This window comes from Neoasaia chiangmaiensis, assembly GCF_002005465.1.
GTDB lineage: Bacteria > Pseudomonadota > Alphaproteobacteria > Acetobacterales > Acetobacteraceae > Neoasaia > Neoasaia chiangmaiensis.
Genome location: NZ_CP014691.1, coordinates 2,505,495 through 2,527,571 on the forward strand (window position 1 = coordinate 2,505,495; position 22,077 = coordinate 2,527,571).

A 22,077-nucleotide genomic window follows, 5' to 3' on the forward strand; every position below is an offset into this window, starting at 1 on the left:
GGCCTGCGTTTCCGCATTGTCACGCATGATGTAGACGCCTCCTGCCGATGCCCGTTAAAAATCAGGTGCAGAGCATGGAGAAGGATGTATGGCGCAAGATCCCTATGAGATCCTGGGACTGACGCGGCAGGCGAGCGCCGATGATATCAAGCGGGCCTATCGTGGTCTGGCGCGGAAATATCATCCGGATCTCAACCCTGACGACACCGAAGCGGAGGCCCGTTTCAAGGCCGCGAACGCCGCGCATGGATTGCTGTCCGATCCGGAAAAGCGCGCGCGCTATGACCGTGGCGAGATCGATGCCGACGAGCAGGAGCGGGGACCGCCGCCCGGATCGGGTGGCGGTTCGTGGCGGACGCATGCGGAAGGCGCGCATGGCGACCGCTATCGCTGGCAGGGTGGGGGCGAGTCGTTCGACGCCGGCGGCTTCGAGGATTTTTTCGGCGACTATTTCCGTCATGGCGCGGCACAAGATCAGGCGCCTGGGCGCGGTCGGGACGCGCAATATGTCCTGACGGTGCGCTTCATCGATACGGTGCGCGGCGCGACCAATCGCCTGACCCTGCCGGACGGCCGGACGCTCGATGTCAGGATTCCGCCCGGCATTGAAACGGGACAGGTCCTGCGTCTGCGAGGCCGGGGAAACCCCGGTCGCAACGGTGGGCCGGACGGCGACGCGCTGGTCGAAATCTCCGTGGCGCCCGACCCCGTCTATACCAGGAACGGTCAGGATATCCTGCTCGATCTACCCGTTGATCTGCGGGAGGTCGTTCTGGGCGAGCGTGTGACGGTGCCGACGCCGCATGGCAATGTCGCGATGAAGATCCCGGACGGGGCCGATACAGGGCGGGTCATGCGGCTCCGTGGAAAAGGAATGCCGGCGCGGGGATCGACGCCGGCAAGCGATCTGCTGGTCACGCTGCGCGTTCAGGTTGGCGCGCGCGACGCGAAGCTGGCGGACTTCCTGCGCGACTGGAAGCCTGACGGCAATGTGCAGGATCCGCGCGCGTCCCTCTGGGCCGCCCTCAAGCAGGCAGGAGATGAAGCATGAGCCAGATCGTTACCATCGAAATCATCTGCCGCCGTCATCAACTCGAACAACAGGTGATCCAGCAATGGATTGCGCGTGACTGGCTGCGTCCGGACCCGCTGGGCGAGGACGATTACGCGTTTCAGGACATCGATCAGGCGCGTGTCAGCCTGCTGGTCGAACTGCGCGATCTGGAGATCGGGGATTCGGCGATGCCGGTTGTCCTGTCATTGCTTGACCAGTTGTATGATGCGCGGCGTCTTCTGGGTCGGCTTCGCGAAACGTTGGCGACGGCACCTGCTCCGGTGCGGGAAATGCTTGGCGCAAATCGTCACGAAGGCTGAAAGTCCTGTTGGCGAGCAGGGGAACGGGCCTGCTCGTCAGGGTATAATCATTCCGGTCCAGGCATATGTTTCACGTGAAATGCCGGACCGGTTTGACGTGAAGCGTTACCCTTCCAGGTCTTCGCTTTCTTCCTTGCGGGTGGCGAACGGCACTTCCCGTTTGTTATCGAGTTCGTTCATGTCCCCGCCGGAATTCCCGAGATTTTCCTCCAGCCAGGCTTCCTCGATCGGCTGACCGTTGGCGGCAAGGCGCACGGGGGACTGCACCGGCTTCTGCCCCGCATCGGGGTTGCTTTCCATGCCGACCAGATCGGTGGCGGCTTCCCTGTAGCCCTCCGGTCCGCATGCCGGCTTGCTATCCGCGGCCCATAGTTCCCTGGCCTTGGCGAGGATGCGTGCCGCGCGCTGCGGGGAGTCTTCGAGAGGGTTATCCATTTTGCCGACTTTCCAGTTTCTGACGTGATGAAACAATTTCGGAGAAGGATGGCTGGCGCCATGCGGTGAGGCGTTCGCTTATTTGTCCAGCAGGCTTCGTTCACCCAGTTTGACCAGTTGATCCGCCTCGACACCTTCGGGGTTATGTTTCGCTTTCCGGGCGATCTCGCGTTCCTCCTCCGTGGCATGCTCGCCGCCTTTCAGCACGTGTTCGGCCAGGCGAATGACTTCCTCTTTCGTCAGCAGTTTCGGCGTATGCGTTGCCTTGCGACCGAGGTCCCGAAGCGAACTTGCGGCATGAGGCACACGATCATGAGGCATGGTGTTCTCCTTATCCTGCTGTCTGACAAGATAACGGCCACTATGCGCAGTCCTGATTATGAGGCCGTGGGTGCTGCTTCTGCCGCCCTGTTGATGGCGACTGTTGCTTCGCTTGTCAGCACACGGAAAACAAAGCTCTCCGTCAGGTAAAGTTCCACCGTCTCGGCCGTATGGCTGGCATAGCCGATCGAGAAATCCTGCCCGATATCGAGCGCCAGATCACCGCCGCGCATGGAGACGACAAAGCCGCCCTCGATGGCGGGCGCCCAGATGAGCTTGCCGTCGATCATGCTTTCGATGTGCCTGCGCACAGGGTAGCCGTCGTCATCGCCGCTGCTTATGGCACGGTAGGCCTGCGCGCCCAGCACGATCGAATATGGACCGTTCACGCCGGCCAGGCGCAGGGTATTGAGTGCCTCGGCGATGACGCGGGGATAATCCTGAACGGAGGGCGGCAAGGCCAGATGGGCATTCGATGTTGCTTCCCGCACGCCCTGAATGCCGGCGGCGGCGTAACCGTCGAAGATGGCCCGGTCTTCCGCGAAGGCAATCTTGCGCGCCGCATCCTTGACCGGCTGCCAGTCCGAGTCCTGCGAGCCGTTGTCCACGGCATCGATTTCCTCGCGGGATAAGGTGAAGGGCACGCGCAGTTCCACCGGTGCCAGAACCTGGCGCCGCAATGCCTGTATGCCGTCGCCCGGCGCATCGATCTTCTGGCCGCGACCGGTGCCCACGCCGGCAAAGGCACTTCCCTTGGGCTCGGATGTATCCACGACGCGCCGACCGGCGAGATGGCGACGGATGGTGCGTGCGGCTTCGTCTTCGATCTGTGCCCATGCCGCGCTGGAGATCGGGGCCAGATGCCGATGGAGATTGTTCATGTCATGGTTCCTCTTTCAACGAGCCGATACCCAGAGACGTGCCGCTTGCCGCGCCCTGCGCATCAGGCGGCGCGGGAACGTGCTCACCATTGTCTTCCGCAGCGGGTGGCGCGACCGCGATATCGGGTGCACCATCAAGGAAATCGGCGGTGGGAATGAAGAACAGCGCGCCCGTGACGGGGCGGCTGACATCGAGGATGCGGTCGTAATTGCCGGGTGGCTTGCCGACGAACATGTTTTGCAGCATTTGCTCGATCCGGGCCGGGGAGCGGGCGTAGCCGATGAAATATGTGCCGAACTCGCCCTTGCCGACTTCGCCGAACGGCATGTTGTCGCGCACGATCTGCAATTGCTGACCGTTCTCCTCGATCGACGTCAGCACATTATGGGCATAGCTGGGCTTGGCAGCGTCGGCCAGTTCGATATCCGACAGTTTCTCCCGCCCGATGATGTGTTCCTGCACGGCGGTGGGGGTCGCGTTCCAGCGTTTCAGGTCGTGGATGTATTTCTGGACGATGACGTAGCTGCCGCCCGTGAAGTCGGGATCTTCGTCGCCGATGATCGTTGAATCGATGGCGGCCTGTCCGCTCGGATTTTCCGTGCCGTCGACGAAACCGAGCAGATCGCGCTCATCGAAATATTTGAAACCGTGGACCTCATCCACGACTGTCGCTGCGCCTTCGAGGCGGCCCACGATCGCCCGTGCCAGTTCGAAGCACAAATCCATGCGTGTGGCGCGAATATGGAACAGAAGATCGCCGGGCGTGGCCGGGGCGTGGTGAACACCGTGAATTTCCTGGAACGGATGAAGGTCTTTGGGTTTCGGCGTGCCCAGAAGGAACGCCCATGCGGCCGAGCCGATGCCGGTCACGCAGGTCAGGCGTCCATCGGGAATGCGGAAGCCGACCCCGCGCACGAGGGATGACAGGTCGCCAAGCAGGTCGCGTATCTGCGCGCCGGTATCCGTTGTCGCATCGCGGTCGAGGGTGGCAACCAGAAAGACCGCGCTGCGTGTCAGTCTGGTATCGACGGCTTGAGGTATGGCCAACAGATAAACACTCCACCTGAACGGCGTTCACATCACGATGATTGATCCCGGAGAATAGGGGATGGGTCGATGATGGCAAGGCGGGGGAGCCGACTCTCTTCTGATATTCGCTTTCTCATATTGGCAACGGACAGTAAGCATCCGGCGAGAGCCGCGGATATATTCAGGCGGCCTGGGTATGCTGGTCTGAGCGGGCTGCTTACCGTTCTACATGGCTGAACGGGAGATCGAACGCTGGCAATACTGGAAGCGTTTGCGCGTATTCAAGCGCCGCATGTTCACACTGGCCAAGGGCAGGCAGCCGGTCCGGTCGATATCGGGCACGTGTCGACGCCGAGTGAAGCGGCCTCGACGGCCGAAACGGTGCCGCAGGCGTCATCCGCGCGGGCTGAGCCGGCATCAGAGGCGGCGGAGCCAAAGGCGACCGAGGGCGAGAATGCCGCCGCGCACGATCCGGATCCGGCGACACAGCACCAAGAATAGAGCTTGGGGCCAAAATGATGGCCATCGGCTTAAAGCCTAGTCATATCAATGTGTTATGATTGGGATTTTGGTGGAGAGAGTTGGATTCGAACCAACGTAGGCGTACGCCAGCGGATTTACAGTCCGCCCCCTTTAGCCACTCGGGCATCTCTCCTGGCCGGGTTGGGGGATATGGCGGATCGTGTTGCGAGTCAACTGGCAAGCATTCATTTTGTGGCATGACGGCGCATAATCCTTCGGATTATACGAAGCGCATGTCCAGACGACCCGCATCTCCGTCCCGCCGTTCTTCCTCCGGTTCGCGTGCCGCTACGGCCATGCCGTCCGGCAGCTACTGGCTGTATGGCCAGCATGCGGCAGAGGCCGCCTTGGCCAATCCGCAGCGTCAGGTGCATGAGATACTGGCGACCAAGGACGTGGCGTCGGCGCTGGACCCGAAGCGCTTCGGGCGGACGCTGATTCCCAATGTCGTCGATCGGCAGCGGCTGGACCTTCTTTGCGAGCGCGATGCCGTCCATCAGGGGATCGCATTGCGTGTCGATGCGCTGGCGCCCCCGTTGATCGATGAAGCCTTGCAGCGTCCCGGACCGATCCTGGTGCTCGATCAGGTGACGGACCCGCGCAATATCGGGGCCATTCTGCGCTCCGCCGCGGCATTCGGCGCGGCGGCGTTGCTGTTGCAGGACCGGAACACGCCGCAGGAAAGTGGTGCGATGGCGAAGGCCGCTTCCGGCGCGCTCGACATCGTGCCCATCCTGCGGGAGGTCAACCTGTCCCGGGCATTGTCGCAGCTTCAGAATGCCGGTCTGTGGGTGGTCGGGCTGGATGCGGATGGCACGCGGCTTGATGGTCCGAGCTTCGGAAGCCGGCGGGTGGCGCTCGTTCTGGGCGCGGAAGGGGCGGGCCTGCGCCGGCTGACGCGTGAGAACTGCGATGAGATCGCCAGTGTCTACATGCCGGGCGACATGGAAAGCCTTAATGTTTCCAATGCGGCGGCTGTCGCTCTTTATGAGCTGGTCCGGCCGCATTAGGATTTTACTGGCGGCGGCCTGTCGGGATGGATGGCAGCTTCCGTTCTGGGTGGAGATGGTGACGGAAACGGAAACCGGCGCGTGATGTCGCGTTCTGGATCCGGGCATTGCGTATTGTCGTGACCGCCGTTCGCAAAAGGAAGTTTCCGTATGAAAGCCATAGGCTACAGCCGCACGGGCGACGTCGACGTCCTGCAGGATATCGAATTGCCCAAGCCGCATCCCGGCCCGCGCGATCTGTTGGTAAAAGTGGAGGCGATCTCCATCAATCCGGTCGATACGAAAGTTCGCAAACGCGCGGCGGCGCTGCCTGGCGATGCCTATCGCGTTCTGGGTTGGGATGTTGCCGGCACCGTGGAGGCCGTCGGCGATGCGGTGACACTCTTTCAGCCGGGCGATGCCGTCTTCTATGCCGGTGAATTGCAGCGCCCGGGTGGAAACGCCGAGTTTCAATGTGTCGATGAACGGCTGGTCGGGCACAAGCCGGCATCGCTGGACTGGGGCCAGGCCGCCGCGTTGCCGCTGACGGCCGTCACGGCCTGGGAGATGCTGTTCGATCGCATGAAGATTGCACCTGATACGACGGGTGCATTGCTGATTGTGGGCGGTGCGGGCGGTGTCGGCTCGATCATGATCCAGCTGGCGCGGAAATTGACAAAACTGACTGTCATCGCAACGGCATCACGTCCCGAAACGGCGGCATGGGTCGAACGAATGGGTGCACGGCACGTCATCGATCACCGGGGTGATATGAAGGCGCAATTGCAGGCGCTCGGCATCCAGACTGTAACCTATATCGCCAGCCTGACGGCCAGTGACGAGCATCGTCTGCTCTACAGCGACATTATCGCGCCGCAGGGTTATCTTTCGTTGATCGATGATCCGGCCAGTTTCGACATTATGCCATTCAAGTCGAAAAGCGTGACGATCTGCTGGGAACTGATGTTCACGCGCTCTCTGTTCGAAACGGATGACGAAATCCGCCAGCATGAGATTCTCGAAAGGGTCTCCAGTCTCGTGGAGGACGGGACGCTGGTCACGACGGAGAATGAGCGTGGCGGCAGGATCGACGCCGCAAATCTGCGTGCGGCGCATGAGGCGTCCGAACGGGGACGCAGTATTGGCAAGACGGTGCTGGTCGGCTTCTGATCGGGGAGAGGTGAACCCTCTCCCTGTCAGGCCGCACTTAAGGCGCGGTCACCAGAGCGCGACGATCCATGCGACGATGAACGTCAACCAGACGACGGCGATGAACGTGGTCATGATGACGCTTTTATCCGTGCCGCGCTGACAGGCACGCTCAATAGAGATAAGCCAGGAAGGGTGGTAAATTGCGCGCATTGGAGTAGCCCTCGCCGGAACAGTCGGTTCCTTTTCATGACGTAGGAATTTCCGAAAAATTACGCAAACTTCATCATTTCATATCCGCCATGTCCTGAATGCAGGGCTTCCGGGAGTGACGGGTATCGAACGTTACATTTGGAAACCCGACGCGAGACAGAGAGCCATAGTGTTGACATGGCGAGGGGGGAATTTCGGTTGTCAAATCGGAGCCTTACGATGTTTCGCAAAGTTTTCAGCCTGATCGCTCTCGGCAGTGTCGTCATTGCCACGCAGGGTGCTGTTGCCCAGCCCGGCATGCATGACCGCGGTTATGGGCGTGGGGATCGCATGGGGCCTGCCAACGGTCCTGACAGATATGATGGTGGCTATGAATGGCGGCGGGGAGATTATTACCATGGCCCGCGCGACCGGCGATGGATCGTGCGTGACTGGCATCGCCATCATGGTCTCTATGCGCCACCACAGGGCTATTACTGGATCCAGTCCGGCGGCCAGTATCTTCTGACAGCGGTCGGCAGCGGGTTGATCGCGGGGGTGGTCGGCGGGACGGTCGTCGCAACGCCGGTGCCTCAGGCTTACGGCCCACCACCACCACCGCCGCCCTATGGCAGGCCGTGAGGCAGCGGCGTCAGATCGCGTAATCGACCGGCGGCAGGCGCTGGTCCATGCCCAGCGCGGGGAGGGACGTATGCCGCGTCCCGATCCGGCGGGCAGGATTGCCGACGACGGTTGTGTAGGGTGGGACGCTCTCCAGAACGACCGATCCGGCGCCGATCTTCGCGCCTTCGCCGAGTTCGATGTTGCCCAATACCTTCGCGCCGGCCCCCACAAGGACGCCACGGCGGACCTTGGGGTGCCGGTCCCCGACGGATTTTCCGGTGCCGCCGAGCGTGACGCCTTGCAGCATCGAAACGTCGTCCTCCACCACGCAGGTTTCACCGATCACGATGCCGGTCCCGTGGTCGAACACCAGTCGTCGGCCCAGCTGCGCGGCGGGATGGATGTCGACTCCGAAGCGCTCGCTGACCAGACTCTGAAGATGGCGCGCCAGGTGTCGGCGATCATGCCCCCATAGCCAATGGGCGATACGATGTGCCTGAATGGCGTGAAAGCCTTTGAAGAACAGGAACGGGGTGACGTAATCCGGGCAGGCGGCGTCGCGTTCGAAGATCGCGATCATGTCTTCGCAGGCCGCTTCGGCAATCGCCGGTGTGTCGAGTAATGCCGATGCCACGAGGGCCGAAAGCGCTGGGGCGGAGATCGCACGATCGGCAAGCTTGGTCCCCAGCAGTGCCGAGAGGGCGCTCTGGAAACTGCGATGTTCACTGATGCCGGTAGCGAAGACGCCCTGGATCAGGACATCGCAGCAGACGTCGCTCTGCACGAGCATTTCGCGCCAGACGGCGTCGAGATTAACGGGCGTTGTCTCGCTCATAATCCCATGGCCCGACGTACGAAGGCACGTTTGAGTCCCGGCATCCGGTTCATGGTCTTCAACCCCCAGTCGCGTGCCAGCCGAAGGGCGGGATTGTCGTTGCCGAACAGGCGTTCCAACCCGTCACAGGCTGCCAGCATCATCATGTTGTCCGGCCGTGCCCGACGCTGATAGCGCATCAGCAGTTGGGCGTCGCCGAGGTCATCGCCACGCCGCCGGGCTTCCTCCAGCAGGGCGGACAGGGCCACGATGTCCTTGAACCCCGCATTCAACCCCTGTCCGGCGATGGGATGCAGGCCGTGCGCCGAATCACCGGCGAGTGCGAGACGCGGCCCGACATATCGTTGGGCATATTGGGCGGAGAGCGGATAAATCCACCGTCTTCCGAGCGGCGTGATGTCGCCAAGCGCGTCATCGCCCATGCGTCCGGCGATTTCACGTGCAAAAACGTCGTCCGGCAAGGCGTAGGCGCGTTGGGCGCGGAGGGTTCCGTCCGCCCAGACGATGGCCGAGCGGTGTGGATGCCCGGCATTGCCGGCAAGCGGCAGGCGTGCGAACGGTCCCTGCGGCAGGAAGTGCTCCAGGGCGCGACCGTGATGCGGTTTTTCGTGCGCGATGACGGTGATGATGCCGCACTGATCGTATGGCAGGCGGGTGACGCCGATACCGGCCTGATCGCGCAGGGGGCTGCGTCGACCTTCCGCCGCCACGGCCAGGGATGCGCGGTAGGTTTCGCCGGAGGCCAGATGCACGGTTACGCCCGCTGCATCGAAGGTGAAACGGGCGGTGTCAGGCGCGCGCAGGATAAGCCCCTCCCGATCTGTCAGCGCCGTGTTGAGGGCCGTGCGCAGATCGCGTGCTTCGACCGTGAAGCCGAACGGTCCGTCGGCATCCTCTTCCGTGAAATCCAGGGACCAGGACGACGGGCGGCGATGCGGCTGCCCGTCGATGACGTGAATGGCGCGGATCGGTTGCGGGCGATCGCCCAGATGCGTCCAGACGCCGGCGGCGGCCAGCATGCGGCGCGACCCTTCGGCGATCGTATAGGCGCGCCCGTCGAAAGACGGATCTTCCTGTCCTGGCAGAGCCGCCCGATCGATCAGCAGAACTTTCATTCCGGCTGCCGTCAGGCGGCAGGCCAGCGTGGCGCCCACGGGGCCGGCGCCGTTGATGCAGACATCGACGACCGGCGTTCCTGCCGCGATGGCGCCGGTTTCGGAGGGATCGTTCATGGTCATGGCGACAATCCTAGAACAACCGGGTGCGTTCCGAAAATCCGCTTCTGTCGGGCCCTTGCCAACATCGTTGTGAAACTGGCACGAGTTCCTGATATACACGCGGTATCCACGGCGGCCCGCCCCGCCAGACCCAGCACGGAGAAGGTGCGATGAAACTCGTCACGGCCATCATCAAGCCGTTCAAGCTCGACGACGTTCGCGAGGCGTTGACCCCGCTCGGCGTTCAGGGTTTGACGGTTACCGAAATTCGCGGCTTCGGCCGCCAGAAGGGCCAGACTGAAATCTACCGCGGCGCGGAGTATCACGTCAGCTTCCTGCCGAAGGTCAAGATCGAAATCGCGGTGTCGGAAGCCATTGTTGACGAGGTGGTCGAGACCATTCTCTCGGCTGCCCATACCGGGAAGATCGGCGACGGCAAGATTTTCGTCTCGCCGCTGGATCGCGTCATTCGCATCCGGACGCGCGAGACGGGGGAAGGCGCCCTATGATGCCGCGCTTCCGTGTTGCATCGGTGGCTGCGCTGGCTTTCGCCATCGCGCCGGACGCCGCTTTGGCCGCCACGCCGCAGATCGATACGGGCGACACGGCATGGATGCTGGTCAGCACCGCGCTGGTGTTGCTGATGACCATTCCGGGGCTGGGCCTGTTCTATGCGGGCATGGTGCGCAAGAAGAACGTGCTCGCCACGCTGATCCAGTCTTTCGCGATCTGTTGCATCGTCAGTCTCGTCTGGATGGTGGCGGGCTACAGCCTTGCCTTCGGCACCGGCACGCCGTGGATCGGCGATTTCTCCCGTGTCATGCTGCATGGCATTGCCGATCATTTCCATCATGGCGTGGATGACGCATTCGTTCTTGGGGCCGGTTCGTCGAACCCGACGGTCATGACCATTCCCGAGAGCGTCTACATGATGTTCCAGATGACGTTCGCGATCATCACGCCGGCGTTGATCGCGGGCAGCTTCGCCGAACGCATGAAGTTCTCCGCGCTGTGCGTCTTCACCGTCTTATGGTCGTTGCTGGTCTATGCGCCGGTCGCGCATTGGGTGTGGAGTCCGATCGGCTGGGTCGGCGGTTTCGGGGCGGTGGACTTTGCCGGCGGCACCGTGGTGCATATCAACTCCGGTATCGCCGGTCTGGTCACGGCACTCGTGATCGGCAAGCGCAACGGTTACAAGCAGGACGATCTTTCACCCTTCAATCTCACCTATGCCATCATCGGCGCCGCGCTGCTCTGGGTCGGTTGGTTCGGCTTCAATGCGGGCTCGGCGGGCGGCGCGAACGGCCGTGCGGGCATGGCGATGCTGACCACGCAGGTTGCCGCGGCGGCCGGCGGTTTGGCCTGGATGATCGCGGAATGGATTCATTCCCGCAAGCCCACGGCGCTGGGCATCATCTCCGGCGCTGTCGCCGGGCTGGTGGCCATCACGCCCGCCGCCGGATTTGTCCTGCCGGGCGCGGCGGTGCTGATCGGGCTGATCGCAGGCGGCATCTGCTTCTGGGCGTCCGTCATCCTCAAGCATCGTCTGGGCTATGACGACAGTCTCGATGCCTTTGGGGTGCATGGTGTCGGCGGGATCACGGGGGCCTTGCTGACGGGCCTGTTCGCTTACGGTCCGCTTTCCGCGACGGATGCCAATCCGTCCGGGACGGTCGGGTCGCTGGTTCAGTTCGTCCGGCAGGCGGAGGCGGTGGGCATCACGATCGTCTGGAGCGTGGTGGTCACATACCTTCTGCTGAAAGCCATTGACCTGACGATCGGCCTGCGTGTCAGCCGCGAGGCGGAACTCGAAGGTCTCGACATGGTTCTGCATGGTGAACGCATCAATTGAGCGTCGTCTGTTCTGGTTCTGTAGAGGGAAAGCGTTGATGAAATTCACTCGTTACTTTGGTGCCGCCTTGCTGAGCGGTACGATTGCCGCCACGACTTTCACGATGCCGCCGGCGCATGCCATCTCCGCGCGTGAATGTCATCAGAAGTTCACGGCCGCCAAGAAGGACGGCACGCTGAACGGGCAGAAATACAAGGAGTTCAAGGCCGCGCAGTGCGGCGATGCGAGTACGGCCGCTGTTGAGAAGAATTCCACGCCGGCGGACAAGGCGGCCGATACCAGCGCGAGCACGAAGCCTGCCGCATCGACCACGACGCCTGCCTCGCCGGGGGCCGGGATCGCGTCCAGACCCAGCACGGTTGCCGCGGGGAACGTCGTGTTTCCGTCATCCGTCGCGGCGCAATATGCCAAGCTGACGCCCGGCAAGGCCCGCATGAAGACCTGCGTGGACCAATACAACGCCAACAAGACCACGGGCGGGAACGGCAATCTGAAATGGATCGAGAAGGGCGGCGGCTACTGGTCGCAGTGTAATGCCAAGCTGAAAGGCTGAGCCTTTCGCAGGGAGAGACCCCGGTCGGCGGACCGGGTTTTTTTTGCCCTGTCTTCAGGTCGCGTTGGCGGCGCCACCGGACCCGAAACGGCTTGCGAGGATGGACATCTCCGGGATCTCCACCCGTTGCGTCGGGAACGGCAGGGTGATGCCGCGTTCCTGGAATACGCGTTTCATGCGGCGGTTGAATTCGCGCTGGACGGGCCAGCGTCCGCCGGTGGTCGTCGGCAGGGCGCCCAGGACGCTGACGGATGTATCGTTGAGGGAGTCGACGCCCCAAAGCTGGAAATCGTCGGTGATCCAGTCCCTGAATGCCGGGTCATCACGCATGGAGGCGGTAATGTCGTTCAGGGCCGTGACGACATGGTCCGTGTCCACGTCGTAACCGACCTTGGCGACGATCATCGCCTTGGCGAAGTCGCGGTTGAAATTGGTGATCTGTCCGAGTGAGCTGAAGGGGAAGATGTTCATCGAGCCATCGCCGCCACGGACGTGTACCGTGCGCAGCGACAGTTTCTCGACAACGCCTCCAACGCCGTTCAGCGTGACAGAATCGCCGACTGTCAGTGCGTTTTCCATCAGCAGGAAAATGCCGTTGATGAAATCCTGCACCAGTTTCTGGGAGCCGAAACCCAGCGCCACGCCGAAGATCGAGGCGCCGGCCAGAAGCGGGGCGGTGTTGACGCCGACCTGACTGAGGACCGTCAGGCCGATCACCACCGCGAGGACGACCAGCAGGAGGATGCGCAGCATCGGTTGCAGGGTGCGAATGCGTGCGATGCGGATGGCGCCGTCATCCCAGCCATCGGCGCGCCGCACATAACGTTCGATCGCGACGTTGACCCATTCCCAGACACCGGCGGCGACGATCAGCGCGACGAGAACGGTCATGATCGACGACAGCGTGCGGCTGCCGATTCCCCCTTGCCGGAACAATGTGTCCATCGGTGTGCCCCAGGCCACGAAAAGCGCGAACACCGTCAGGAGTGAGATGATGAAAGCCAGGATCCGCCGTGTGATGGGGTAGTAGAGGCTCAGGCGGGCTTTCGTGTCGTCGCTCAACGCGGCCCATTCCGGCGCATGCCGGAAAAAGCGCTCCAGCATGCCGTAGGCCGCGATGCTGATGACCCGCATGATGACGAGCGCCGCGACGCTGCGGAAGAAAATCGTCCAGATCGTCGAATAGCCGTTATGGATTTCCGCGGCCCAGACGAGCCAGAGGCCCATATCGAAGAACAGGGCCGCGATCCACCAGATGCGTCCGACCAGAAGGATGAGCCGGGACGCATAGGCGTTCTGGTTCAGTTGGCGGCAGACGGCCATGACATGTGTCCGGCTGCGCAGGATCATCATCGCGATAAGCAGGTGCACAAGGAGTGCCAGGACTTTCGTCAGCGCCAGGACGATGGCTGTTGGCAGGGCGCAGTCGTCCAGCAGGCCGATGACCGCGCCGCCGATCATGACGACCATGGCGATCAGCCTTATCCATCCGAACAGATATTCGGCGGCCCAGTTTGAGATCGTCAGCAGGCGAAGCCATGGTTGCGCCGGTGCGAAGAGCGCGCGCGCGGTCACGATGACGGCGCTTCCCGCGACGCCGATCACCGCCATGTCGCGAAGCGCGAGGCCGATGGTTTCATCCTCCGAGGGATCGAGCCAGATCACCAGTGCGGCAGCCAATGGAATCATCCCGACGGCAAGCGCGTCCAGTAACAGCCCGCCCAGGGCGAACGGAAGACGCCGCAGGGCGAGCAGCAGGCGCGCCAGTGCGCCCTGATGGCGCAGGCGCGCTTCCTGTTCGGCGGCGATATCGTCCGGCTGGGACAGATTGTCCGGTGTATCGGGTTGGGGCACATCGACGGTGCGTGCGGCGTTGACGGCGGCCATTTCGCCAGCCGAGAGTGCGGCCGCGCTCTGGTCGTTTTGCGCAGTGGCTTCGGCTTCCTGTGCTTCGATATCGCGGCGGACAGCCTGCGCCGCTTCTTCCTGTTCCTGTCGCGCGCGCGCCAGATTGTCGAGGCCACGTTGCCGCGCCAGATTGGCGAGCTTGTCCTTCGGGCGTTTGATTAGCAAACGCATGATGATGACGAGCCCCGCGGCCACGGCCGCGAAGATCGCCGCGCGCAGGATGATGCCTGTCAGCTCGGCCCGCAGGGGAGCGTTCTGCCGGATATGCCGCATCCAGGCGGGCACCTGGCGAAAATCGATGACGGTATGAATCAAGGCATCGAATTTGCGTCGCCCCGTATCGCTGAAATTGGAAAATCCGCTGACCAGCTGGCCGCCGAGGCTGTCGGGACGCAGTTTCTTGGCCGGCGTCGTTGCGGGCGCCGCTGCCGCCTGCGTCGCTGCCGGTGCGGCACCGGTCGCGGCCTGTGCCTTGACGAAATTCTGCAGGGTGCTGGCGAACTGTCGCCGTCTGGTGTCGTCGTTCAGGACGCCCAGCAATTGCTGGGCCTGCGCTGTCGTCAAAGCCGGTGGCGTCGATGCCGGGTCGGCGGCGTGAGCATCCGGTGGAGCAGCCAGCAGTGCGGCGACCGAAAAAAGGATGACTAGGAAAAGTCGTCTTACGGTCGATGCCGGATATTCCGCCAGATCGATGCTGACCCGCATGAGGCGCCGCTCCATTCGTTAGAACAAACGTCGTGCTCCGGCTCATGATGGGTTGGATACGATCGGAACGCGACAGCGTTTCTACGCGCCGTGCGGTGCCGGCGTTGCCGGGGGGTAACGCAGGGATTACCTCCCTGACATTCACATTTTCCGGCGTATCATGGTACGTTGTGCTCCAGTTCCGCGAGCCAGACGGCGGCGTTGCCGTCGGAAGGCGCGCGCCAGTCGCCGCGTGGCGAGAGGCTGCCGCCGGGCGAAAGCTTGGGGCCGTTCGGCGCTGCCGAGCGCTTGAACTGGCTGAAACCGTAGAAGCGTTGCAGGAAAACCCGCAGCCAATGCTTGATCTGCGGCAGGTCGTAGGCGATGCGGCGGTCGTGCGGGAAATGGGCCGGCCAGCCGCCTTGTGTCGCGTCCTGCCAGGCTGCTTCCGCCAGCCAGGCGATCTTGGACGGCGTGAAGCCGTAGCGAAGGGTGTAGAAAAGGTTGAAATCCTGCAGGGCGTAGGGGCCCACTTTCTCTTCCGTGCTTTGCACGCCCTTGGCATCGCCCGGCACCAGTTCGGGTGTGATTTCCGCACTGACGATCCGTTCGAGGATCGGTCCGATATCCGGGGCCAACTGGCCTTCGCGTGCGAGCCAGCGGATCAGGTGCTGGATCAGCGTCTTCGGCATGCCGGCGTTTACGTTGTAATGCGACATCTGGTCGCCAACGCCATAGGTGCACCAGCCCAGTGCGAGTTCGGACAGGTCGCCGGTGCCGATCACCAGACCGTTCAGCTGGTTGGCCAGGCGGAACAGGAAATCCGTCCGCAGGCCGGCCTGCACGTTTTCGAACGTGACATCGTGCACGGCCTCGCCGCGCGCGAAGGGGTGGCCGATCGTCTCGAGCATCTGCAATGCCGTCGGGCGGATATCCAGTTCGTGCGCGGAGACGCCCAGCGCCGTCATCAGTGCATGGGCCAGGCCACGGCTTGTCTCGCCGGTCGCGAAGCCTGGCATCGTGTAGGCTTCGACGCGGTTGCGGGACCAGCCCAGTTCATCGGCCGCCCGCGCGGCGACGAGCAGCGCAAGGGTGCTGTCCAGCCCGCCGGAGACGCCGATGATCGCGCGCGCGGCGCCGCTTTCGCGCAGGCGTTGCGACAGGGCGCTGACCTGAATTGTCCATGCCTCGTAACAATCCTGCGCCAGTCGGCGCGGGTCCTCCGGGACGAAAGGAAAGCGCGCGATGTTGCGTCGCAGGCCGATATCGCCTTGCGGCGGTGCCAGGGTGAATACGATACGTCGCCATGCCGTGCTTACGCCGTGCGCATCCGCGCAGGCGCCGAAGCTGCCCATGCGCATGCGTTCCTGCCGCAGCAGGTCGAGATCGATATCCGCCAGGACATGGTGCGCGCCCGTCGGGAAACGCGCCGATTCCGCCAGGACGCGCCCGGCCTCGTAGATCGATACCTGACCGTCCCAGGCGACATCCGTCGTGGATTCTCCCGCGCCGGCTGCCGCATAGACATAGGCGCATAGCGACCGGGCGGATTGGGAACGACATAACAAATGCCGCTCGTCCGCCTTGCCGATCGTCACGTTGCTGGCGGAGGGGTTGGCGATCACGCTGGCGCCGGCCAGAGCCAGCGCCGTGCTTGGGGGCGCCGGTACCCACAGGTCCTCGCAGATCTCCACGCCGAGTGTCAGGCCGGGCACGTCTTCGGCCTCGAACAGAAGATCCGTGCCGAATGGTATGTCGGTGCCGTCGAGCCTGATGGTTTCTCCACGGCGACCGATGCCGGGTGCGAAATGACGGGCTTCGTAGAATTCGCGATAGTTGGGCAGATAGGATTTCGGCACGACGCCGAGTATGTGCCCGCGATGGATGACGACGCCTGTGTTGAACAATCGATCGGCGTGGCGTAGCGGCGCGCCGACGACGATCACGCAGCTCCAGTTCCGGCTTTCGTCGCGTAGAACCGCAATCTGTTCTTCGACGGCATCGAGCAGTGCATCCTGAAAACGCAGGTCGTCGATCGCATAGCCCGAGAGACCCAGTTCCGGAAAGACGGCGATGGCCACGCCGAGTGCGTCGCAATCTGCTGTCATGTCCGCCAGCAGGCGGGCATTTGCCGCCGGGTCGGCCAATCGCACCGGCATAGTGCATGCGGCCAGACGCGCCATGCCGTGACGATATAATGAGCGGAAATCCGACAAGCGTGCCTCCATCGCTGATGTGGAGCATGTAGCATGGCTGCAACACGAAAGACGATTCCTGCCGAACTGACCGATCGGCAAAGCATCCGTCATCTCCCGGCAATGAACTTTTGTATGTCTTCGACCGTTGCAGCGCTGATAACGGCGGATTGGCCCGTCCGTGCTCCCGTTGGGAGCCTTTAATGGAGTTTCGTCATGGACCTGTTGCGCTGGACCGTTGTTTTTCTCATTCTGGCCTTGCTGGCTGGCGTTCTGGGTTTCGGCGGTATTTCGGCGGATTTCGCCTATATCGGCAAGATTCTGTTCTTCATCTTCCTTGTCCTGCTGATCGTCAGTCTTGTGTTGGGGCGCGGCCGGGGACGCGGGCTGTAATCATCCTCGCGATTGCTGCGGCGTCATCGAGAGCAACCTCGGCCACTACTGTGGCCGAGGTTTTTTAATGCGGTTTTCTGTCAGAAATTCGTGGTGAACTGACCGCCGATGACGGCTGCGTCGCCGAACGTGGTCGTGGCGCCGGGGTGTTCGAGATACTGGAAATCGGCCTGAAGCGCCGTCGCCCGGAAAAGATGGATGCTGTAGAACGCTTCATAGACGTTCTCCCAGCGCTGCACGCCATAAACCGGACCCCATTGATTGGAGATGAACGGCATGCCCAGGGCCAGGGACGATTCCTGCTGCAGGCGCACCGTGTGGCTCATATCCATATGCTGGAACATGACGCCGACCTGATCCAGGGGGCGTCCCCATGGTTCGCCGCTTTCCAGCAGGCCGATCCATTCATGATCGCGCATGGCGACCTGATTGCCCTGTGCGTAACCCAGACCACCGATGACGATCAGGCCGTTCGACACGCCTTTGCCATTGCGCACCAGCATCTGGTTGAACATGAACCAGCTCGACCACTGGCCCGACTCATAGCGCTGGGGCAGGCCTGTCGCCTGAAAGGAATTGCCGTTGGCGTCTTCATACAGGTTCGGGTAGCGGGAGTTATCGTACCACGCGCCGATCTTGTAGTGGCCCAGCAGATCGTTCTTGCCGAAAGAGGGCGTCCAGCCGACTTCGATCTGGGAAGAGATCTTGCCCAGTCCATCCTGACCCAGCGCCCAGCCGGAGATACCGCCGTTATAGGCATGAGGGCTGACGGCGAATATGCCGCCCATGATATAGGTGCGCTCTGTCGGCCTTACGCGCAGAACCGCGCCGATGTTGGCGGAAGGCCAGTCGCGACCGCCTGGCACGTATTTGCCGGGGGCGAAGTTGCCGCAGACGGAGACGTTCATGAACGAGCAGGCGAGGGCGTCGAAATTGAAGAATGTTCCCGTCGGGATCACGCCGAGCGACAGGATGATCCGGTCATGGAGAAAGGTCTTGTCAGCATACATATCGACGAGATGCGCAACGACGTTACCGCGTGCGCCGTAGATCTGTTCCGGATTGGTGACGGAATCGCCGAGAGTGTGACTGAAATTGTTGCCGTGGCCGTTGATGACCAGAAGGTGGGTCCATAGCCCCGGGATACCCGCCAGTTTCTGCCAGTCGATATCCAGTTCTCCCGCCAGCTGACCTGCGACGACATGATCACGTGTACGACCGCCTGTAACGTTCCCCATGAACTCCTCGTTAAGAGCGATATTGAGAAAGATACCACGGTCCTGCAGCCAGGGTTGTATCCCGCCCCAGTCGCCGAACAGATGAGGGTTGCCGTAAAGCGACGGCACGAGAGGGCCGATCGGCACGGCGCCCTCGCCGGCAATTGGAAAGCCTATCGCCTTGTAATTCGGTGAAAAAAGCGTTTTCGCCGTCTCGGATTGAGCGGAGGCCCTTCCCACGAAAAGGCGGTGCGTCACGGGCGCGACAGATAATGTTATAAATAACACGAAACCCATGCAGAGACGGTGTTGCCTTGGTTTCGACAGCAGCATTTTGAGAACCTTCCATCCGGGGCAATCATAAAACAAGCGCATAAACTGCACATAAGTTAATAAATCTACATTATTCGGAAAGTAACTTATGTCGAAACACGTTCCTGTGACGCAAATAGAATGAAATAAAAAAATATGTTCGTAATATAAAAATCATGAAAAATATTTCGATTTTAAGTGCACGATTTATTATTTGGAAATACATGGAAAAAACACGACAAAAGCAGATTTTGCTTTTACCGGGGATAAAAATCGATGTTTTCAAGGATGGGATTGATTTCTTGAGAAAGATAACACACATTGTGAAACAAAGTAAATTTTAAAAATTACATGTATCGATTCCCCAATAAAAATGGGAAATGACGATATCCGTAATGTAATTATCGGTGATTGGTCACTATTTAACCGATGTATTGAAGTAATGGAGGCGCGGTAAACTTTCGGCATGGTATCAGAATGAATATTCCGACGATTCATTCTGGTGCTGATTGCAGTGGCCACGACTCACGGTCTATATTTTGAGCCCGTATCCTGGTGCTGATCTGTTGCGAGCACCGGTAAAGCAGTGGGGCAAGGCCGCGATCATCGATATTTCGGAGGATGGTTCGTAGTATGCGGACGATGATGATGGACGTGAATGTCGATCTCTTCGCGGCAAAAACTACGAACCGGGAGATTTCAAGGGGCTCTTTACGCCATGATGTGGTCGAGCGCCTTACAGAAAGCCTGCATATCGGCCATCGAGCCGACCGTCACACGAGACATGGTGGGCCAGATTTCCCAGTTTCGGCCGATTTCGACGTTTTGCTTCGCAAATGCGGCTTTCATCTGGGCTGCCGATTTCTTCCAGTCCACCATGAACATATTGGCCTGACTGTTGGGCAGGAAATGAACGCCCCGCTTTCTGAGATGATCGAGCGTCATCGTGCGGGCGGCGATCATTTCATTGCGGCGGGCAATGATGTTTTCAGTCTGCGTCAGGCTGCTGGCGCCGCAGGCAAGCGCGACGATATTCAGCATGGTCGTCACGTTGGCGCCATCATAGCGCATCATGCGCTGCTGCAGGTCGGGGCGCGCGAAGTTCAGGCCGAGGCGCAGGCCGGCCATGGCGAACATCTTGGAGAATGTTCGCAGCACGACGACGTCCTTGCCCTGTTTGACGAGCGATATGGCGCTGGGTGTTCCGGAGAAGTGAATATAGGCTTCGTCCACCATGACGATGGATCCGGCGGGCTTGTTATCGACCAGCCAGGCGATATCTTCCAGCGGGGTGACGGTGCCGGTCGGATTGTTGGGCGAGCAGATGTAATAGAGACCGGCATTCGGATCGGCCTGCAACATGGCGCGGACATCGGTCACGTAACCGTTGTGCGCGGTGAGTGGAACGCGTGAGAGCTTGACGTTGAGCCAGCTTGCGGTGCGCCACGCTGCTTCATAGGAGGGGTTTGCCGTCACCAGTCCGCGGGTTGGGGAGCAGAACGACACGACCGCGCGTGAGAGCGGATCGCTGGAGCCCGACCATGGGAGAATATGGTCGACGGGACAGTTTTCGACCTGCGCGGCCGTATCGAGCAGAGTCGAGCGCAGGTGATCGGGCTCGTAGCGATTGCCGTGAGGAACCATGGCCTGACCGGCACTGCAGGCGGTCGGGAAAGGGCCGGTCCAGCATTCATTGCTGCCGATGCGCACCATGTTCGGGTGACCGACGAAAGCCTGGTCGGGCTTGAATGTCTCGGCGTGAGCACTTGGTGCAAATCGTGTCAGGGCGGCGCCCATGCCCAGCAGGCTGGAGATGCGACCAAATTGCCGGCGGGAGTAGCCGCGCGACTGGAGTTCTTCTCGGGCGTCTTTTGATAGCGTGGCACTCATGTGGGTCTTTCCTGATCCGGAATGGTTCGGATATGCAAGCTAGGGATCGGCAATGAATAATGTCAATGTCGTGACCGTAAAAGGATGAATCTTTCTTTTTTCAGTTGATATCTGCTCGAATCTTACCAGAAGCGTGCGGCGAGCGTGTGGATGAAAACGGCTGTCGCAACGCAAAGCCATGCGGTGAGCAGGATGGGAATGATCGGTCCCCGAGCTTTCCCGAAAGGCAGGAAAAGGATTGAAAAACAGGCGACCGGCAGGAAATAGCGCCCGTGAACGCCATGGATGACCGATGCGCCGACTGGCGTCCAGATGACGTCCAGCGACAGAAAAATAGCGGCAGCAGCCAGCAACATGATGCTGGCGAGAATGCTGCCTCGGACGATCCCCGGAACGTTGAGCGACAATCCCGGTCGTAAGCCGGGCCAAAGGGCGCAGAGCAATGCGGCGCTGCCGATTTCGACGAACCAGGCGGGGACCGGCGTGTCCATCCAGGCAAGGACGCCGATGAACTGGTGCAGATAGCCGTTGCCATAGACGACGAGCGACCGTGCGATCTGGCTTGGGAAGGCCGTGGGGTGGTGGAGGAGATAGAGGAACTGGCCGCGATCCGACACGCCGAGTTCCGGCAGGAACTGAAGTTTGATGGGGGCGACGCAGAAGATCAGCCATCCGAGGGTCTGGATCGCGGCGATCACCGGGCAGAGCACGACGACAGGCCGGTCGGCACGGCTGGCGATCGCGCAGGGCAGGAGCGAGAGAACAAGTTCAGGGGGCTTGGCGGTGCCCAGAATGCCGAATGCGAGCCCGAAACCGACCCATGCTATCCGTGGCCAGCGGAAGTCGGACCGGGTTTCGTACCGGCTGAGAAGAGCGGCCAGCAGGGCGTTCGCGGCGATCAGGGGGCCATCCTGCGACAGTGAGGCGGCGAGGTCGATGCTCATCGGCAGGCTGCAAATCAGAAGTAGAAATGCAGTGCCGCGCATGGCGATGGCGATGGCGGCCGTGCAGAGCAGCGCAAAGACCATGCCGTTCATCAGACGTGCGATGTAAAAGGTATCGAGGATCGGCAGGCGAAGTATTTGCCCGAGGCGGATGGCGGCGGCTTGCGGCAGGTAGCAGAACGGGCCGTACGTGACGGTGTTCGGAAAGCCGATCAGCGCGCGTGGACCGGTCCAGGTGGACTTTCGCATATCGGCGATGACGGCGGGGGACGCTTTTCTGTCAGTATGGAATCGCAGGGTGTCGAAGCGGTGAAGCAGCGGCAGGACATTGGCTGGGACGTAGCCGCCGCTCTGGCCCTGGGTCTTGATGCCGATCAGCCCGCCCTGTGCGACCTGTATGGCCCGCAGGAAATGAGAGGCTTCATCCAGGACCTGGAATGGCGGGCTCAGGAAACTGCCGCCGACGATCAGAAGAATGGCGAACGGCAGGAAAATCGTTGCGAGCCGACGGGAGGAGGGCTTGATGACCATGCTGCGCACTCTGGTGTCCCGACGGCGAA

General features: G+C 61.5%; 22 protein-coding genes and 1 tRNA gene. 10 read left to right on the forward strand and 13 right to left on the reverse strand.

The window, feature by feature from the left end; genetic code table 11:
• The first annotated feature begins 88 nt into the window (after nt 1–88).
• Both A0U93_RS11975 and A0U93_RS11980 read left to right on the forward strand, forming a co-directional pair.
• Complete coding sequence (locus A0U93_RS11975; RefSeq protein ID WP_077807543.1) at nt 89–1,051, forward strand: DnaJ C-terminal domain-containing protein; 963 nt, start codon at nt 89–91, stop codon at nt 1,049–1,051.
• Entirely contained in the window at nt 1,048–1,374 is a 327-nt protein-coding gene (locus A0U93_RS11980) for a chaperone modulator CbpM (protein WP_077807544.1), read from the forward strand. Before A0U93_RS11975 ends, A0U93_RS11980 begins: the two co-directional genes overlap by 4 nt.
• Nucleotides 1,375–1,479: 105 nt before the next feature.
• Here the strand turns inward: A0U93_RS11980 and A0U93_RS11985 are convergent, their stop codons facing one another.
• The 4 genes from A0U93_RS11985 to A0U93_RS12000 all read right to left on the reverse strand — a co-directional run bounded on the left by A0U93_RS11985 (nt 1,480) and on the right by A0U93_RS12000 (nt 4,059).
• Nucleotides 1,480–1,809: a hypothetical protein gene (locus tag A0U93_RS11985; protein ID WP_077807545.1), complete on the reverse strand. Its 330-nt coding sequence runs from the start codon at nt 1,807–1,809 to the stop codon at nt 1,480–1,482.
• Nucleotides 1,810–1,887: 78 nt separating this feature from the next.
• A complete protein-coding gene (locus A0U93_RS11990) occupies nt 1,888–2,130 on the reverse strand; it encodes a hypothetical protein (RefSeq protein WP_077807546.1) in 243 nt (80 codons plus the stop codon).
• A 56-nt stretch (nt 2,131–2,186) separates the two neighbouring features.
• On the reverse strand, nt 2,187–3,011 hold the full coding sequence (locus A0U93_RS11995; protein ID WP_077807547.1) for a family 1 encapsulin nanocompartment shell protein: 825 nt from the start codon (nt 3,009–3,011) through the stop codon (nt 2,187–2,189).
• A 1-nt stretch (nt 3,012) separates the two neighbouring features.
• Complete coding sequence (locus A0U93_RS12000; protein WP_077807548.1) at nt 3,013–4,059, reverse strand: Dyp-type peroxidase; 1,047 nt, start codon at nt 4,057–4,059, stop codon at nt 3,013–3,015.
• Between the two features lie 324 nt (nt 4,060–4,383).
• Here A0U93_RS12000 and A0U93_RS16490 point away from each other — a divergent pair, with 324 nt between their 5' ends.
• A complete protein-coding gene (locus A0U93_RS16490; RefSeq protein WP_169852762.1) occupies nt 4,384–4,542 on the forward strand; it encodes a hypothetical protein in 159 nt (52 codons plus the stop codon).
• Nucleotides 4,543–4,610: 68 nt separating this feature from the next.
• Here A0U93_RS16490 and A0U93_RS12005 read toward each other — a convergent pair.
• A tRNA-Tyr gene (locus A0U93_RS12005) sits at nt 4,611–4,696 on the reverse strand.
• A gap of 100 nt (nt 4,697–4,796) precedes the next feature.
• Between A0U93_RS12005 and rlmB the strand changes: the two genes are divergently transcribed.
• Nucleotides 4,797–5,573, forward strand: a complete 777-nt coding sequence (rlmB, locus tag A0U93_RS12010) for a 23S rRNA (guanosine(2251)-2'-O)-methyltransferase RlmB (protein WP_077808499.1) — start codon at nt 4,797–4,799, stop codon at nt 5,571–5,573.
• 150 nt (nt 5,574–5,723) lie between these two features.
• Entirely contained in the window at nt 5,724–6,722 is a 999-nt protein-coding gene (locus A0U93_RS12015) for a zinc-binding alcohol dehydrogenase family protein (RefSeq protein WP_077807549.1), read from the forward strand.
• Between the two features lie 48 nt (nt 6,723–6,770).
• On the opposite strand, the gene A0U93_RS16495 is transcribed toward A0U93_RS12015, so the two are convergent.
• A complete protein-coding gene (locus A0U93_RS16495) occupies nt 6,771–6,914 on the reverse strand; it encodes a hypothetical protein (protein ID WP_169852763.1) in 144 nt (47 codons plus the stop codon).
• 219 nt (nt 6,915–7,133) lie between these two features.
• Here A0U93_RS16495 and A0U93_RS12020 point away from each other — a divergent pair, with 219 nt between their 5' ends.
• Complete coding sequence (locus A0U93_RS12020; protein WP_077807550.1) at nt 7,134–7,535, forward strand: RcnB family protein; 402 nt, start codon at nt 7,134–7,136, stop codon at nt 7,533–7,535.
• 10 nt (nt 7,536–7,545) lie between these two features.
• Here the strand turns inward: A0U93_RS12020 and cysE are convergent, their stop codons facing one another.
• Nucleotides 7,546–8,352, reverse strand: a complete 807-nt coding sequence (gene cysE / locus A0U93_RS12025) for a serine O-acetyltransferase (RefSeq protein ID WP_077807551.1) — start codon at nt 8,350–8,352, stop codon at nt 7,546–7,548.
• Nucleotides 8,349–9,590, reverse strand: coding sequence for a UbiH/UbiF/VisC/COQ6 family ubiquinone biosynthesis hydroxylase (locus A0U93_RS12030; RefSeq protein WP_077807552.1), 1,242 nt, complete (start codon nt 9,588–9,590; stop codon nt 8,349–8,351). The genes cysE and A0U93_RS12030 overlap by 4 nt, the downstream gene beginning before the upstream one ends.
• A gap of 149 nt (nt 9,591–9,739) precedes the next feature.
• Between A0U93_RS12030 and A0U93_RS12035 the strand changes: the two genes are divergently transcribed.
• Genes A0U93_RS12035 through A0U93_RS12045 form a run of 3 tightly spaced genes read left to right on the forward strand, consistent with a single transcriptional unit; the run spans nt 9,740 to nt 11,974 of the window.
• A complete protein-coding gene (locus A0U93_RS12035) occupies nt 9,740–10,078 on the forward strand; it encodes a P-II family nitrogen regulator (RefSeq protein ID WP_077807553.1) in 339 nt (112 codons plus the stop codon).
• Nucleotides 10,078–11,421, forward strand: a complete 1,344-nt coding sequence (locus A0U93_RS12040; RefSeq protein ID WP_077808500.1) for an ammonium transporter — start codon at nt 10,078–10,080, stop codon at nt 11,419–11,421. Before A0U93_RS12035 ends, A0U93_RS12040 begins: the two co-directional genes overlap by 1 nt.
• Before the next feature lie 37 nt (nt 11,422–11,458).
• Nucleotides 11,459–11,974, forward strand: a complete 516-nt coding sequence (locus tag A0U93_RS12045; RefSeq protein WP_077807554.1) for a hypothetical protein — start codon at nt 11,459–11,461, stop codon at nt 11,972–11,974.
• 54 nt (nt 11,975–12,028) lie between these two features.
• On the opposite strand, the gene A0U93_RS12050 is transcribed toward A0U93_RS12045, so the two are convergent.
• Entirely contained in the window at nt 12,029–14,587 is a 2,559-nt protein-coding gene (locus A0U93_RS12050) for a mechanosensitive ion channel family protein (RefSeq protein ID WP_169852764.1), read from the reverse strand.
• A gap of 158 nt (nt 14,588–14,745) precedes the next feature.
• Entirely contained in the window at nt 14,746–16,782 is a 2,037-nt protein-coding gene (locus A0U93_RS12055) for an NAD(+) synthase (RefSeq protein WP_077808501.1), read from the reverse strand.
• Nucleotides 16,783–16,977: 195 nt separating this feature from the next.
• Between A0U93_RS12055 and A0U93_RS12060 the strand changes: the two genes are divergently transcribed.
• On the forward strand, nt 16,978–17,154 hold the full coding sequence (locus tag A0U93_RS12060; RefSeq protein ID WP_077807556.1) for a DUF1328 domain-containing protein: 177 nt from the start codon (nt 16,978–16,980) through the stop codon (nt 17,152–17,154).
• An 80-nt stretch (nt 17,155–17,234) separates the two neighbouring features.
• Here the strand turns inward: A0U93_RS12060 and A0U93_RS12065 are convergent, their stop codons facing one another.
• From A0U93_RS12065 to A0U93_RS12075, 3 genes are all read right to left on the reverse strand, one after another.
• Nucleotides 17,235–18,704, reverse strand: a complete 1,470-nt coding sequence (locus A0U93_RS12065) for a carbohydrate porin (protein WP_371862851.1) — start codon at nt 18,702–18,704, stop codon at nt 17,235–17,237.
• A 690-nt stretch (nt 18,705–19,394) separates the two neighbouring features.
• The gene (locus tag A0U93_RS12070) at nt 19,395–20,573 is read right to left on the reverse strand and encodes a pyridoxal phosphate-dependent aminotransferase (protein WP_077807558.1); all 1,179 of its coding nucleotides are present in this window, start codon (nt 20,571–20,573) and stop codon (nt 19,395–19,397) included.
• 122 nt (nt 20,574–20,695) lie between these two features.
• Complete coding sequence (locus tag A0U93_RS12075) at nt 20,696–22,048, reverse strand: DUF2142 domain-containing protein (RefSeq protein WP_077807559.1); 1,353 nt, start codon at nt 22,046–22,048, stop codon at nt 20,696–20,698.
• Between the last annotated feature and the right edge of the window lie 29 nt (nt 22,049–22,077).

Excerpts from the sequence above, each read along its gene's own strand:
- A0U93_RS16495 (WP_169852763.1), bottom strand. The coding sequence starts at position 6,914 with ATGCGCGCAATTTACCACCCTTCCTGGCTTATCTCTATTGAGCGTGCC.
- A0U93_RS11990 (WP_077807546.1), bottom strand. The coding sequence starts at position 2,130 with ATGCCTCATGATCGTGTGCCTCATGCCGCAAGTTCGCTTCGGGACCTC.
- cysE (WP_077807551.1), bottom strand. The coding sequence starts at position 8,352 with ATGAGCGAGACAACGCCCGTTAATCTCGACGCCGTCTGGCGCGAAATG.
- A0U93_RS12015 (WP_077807549.1), top strand. The coding sequence starts at position 5,724 with ATGAAAGCCATAGGCTACAGCCGCACGGGCGACGTCGACGTCCTGCAG.
- A0U93_RS12070 (WP_077807558.1), bottom strand. The coding sequence starts at position 20,573 with ATGAGTGCCACGCTATCAAAAGACGCCCGAGAAGAACTCCAGTCGCGC.
- A0U93_RS12050 (WP_169852764.1), bottom strand. The coding sequence starts at position 14,587 with ATGCGGGTCAGCATCGATCTGGCGGAATATCCGGCATCGACCGTAAGA.
- A0U93_RS12030 (WP_077807552.1), bottom strand. The coding sequence starts at position 9,590 with ATGACCATGAACGATCCCTCCGAAACCGGCGCCATCGCGGCAGGAACG.
- A0U93_RS12040 (WP_077808500.1), top strand. The coding sequence starts at position 10,078 with ATGCCGCGCTTCCGTGTTGCATCGGTGGCTGCGCTGGCTTTCGCCATC.
- A0U93_RS12020 (WP_077807550.1), top strand. The coding sequence starts at position 7,134 with ATGTTTCGCAAAGTTTTCAGCCTGATCGCTCTCGGCAGTGTCGTCATT.
- A0U93_RS12060 (WP_077807556.1), top strand. The coding sequence starts at position 16,978 with ATGGACCTGTTGCGCTGGACCGTTGTTTTTCTCATTCTGGCCTTGCTG.
- A0U93_RS12045 (WP_077807554.1), top strand. The coding sequence starts at position 11,459 with ATGAAATTCACTCGTTACTTTGGTGCCGCCTTGCTGAGCGGTACGATT.
- A0U93_RS12075 (WP_077807559.1), bottom strand. The coding sequence starts at position 22,048 with ATGGTCATCAAGCCCTCCTCCCGTCGGCTCGCAACGATTTTCCTGCCG.
- A0U93_RS12035 (WP_077807553.1), top strand. The coding sequence starts at position 9,740 with ATGAAACTCGTCACGGCCATCATCAAGCCGTTCAAGCTCGACGACGTT.
- A0U93_RS11995 (WP_077807547.1), bottom strand. The coding sequence starts at position 3,011 with ATGAACAATCTCCATCGGCATCTGGCCCCGATCTCCAGCGCGGCATGG.
- A0U93_RS11975 (WP_077807543.1), top strand. The coding sequence starts at position 89 with ATGGCGCAAGATCCCTATGAGATCCTGGGACTGACGCGGCAGGCGAGC.
- rlmB (WP_077808499.1), top strand. The coding sequence starts at position 4,797 with ATGTCCAGACGACCCGCATCTCCGTCCCGCCGTTCTTCCTCCGGTTCG.
- A0U93_RS12065 (WP_371862851.1), bottom strand. The coding sequence starts at position 18,704 with ATGCTGCTGTCGAAACCAAGGCAACACCGTCTCTGCATGGGTTTCGTG.
- A0U93_RS11980 (WP_077807544.1), top strand. The coding sequence starts at position 1,048 with ATGAGCCAGATCGTTACCATCGAAATCATCTGCCGCCGTCATCAACTC.
- A0U93_RS11985 (WP_077807545.1), bottom strand. The coding sequence starts at position 1,809 with ATGGATAACCCTCTCGAAGACTCCCCGCAGCGCGCGGCACGCATCCTC.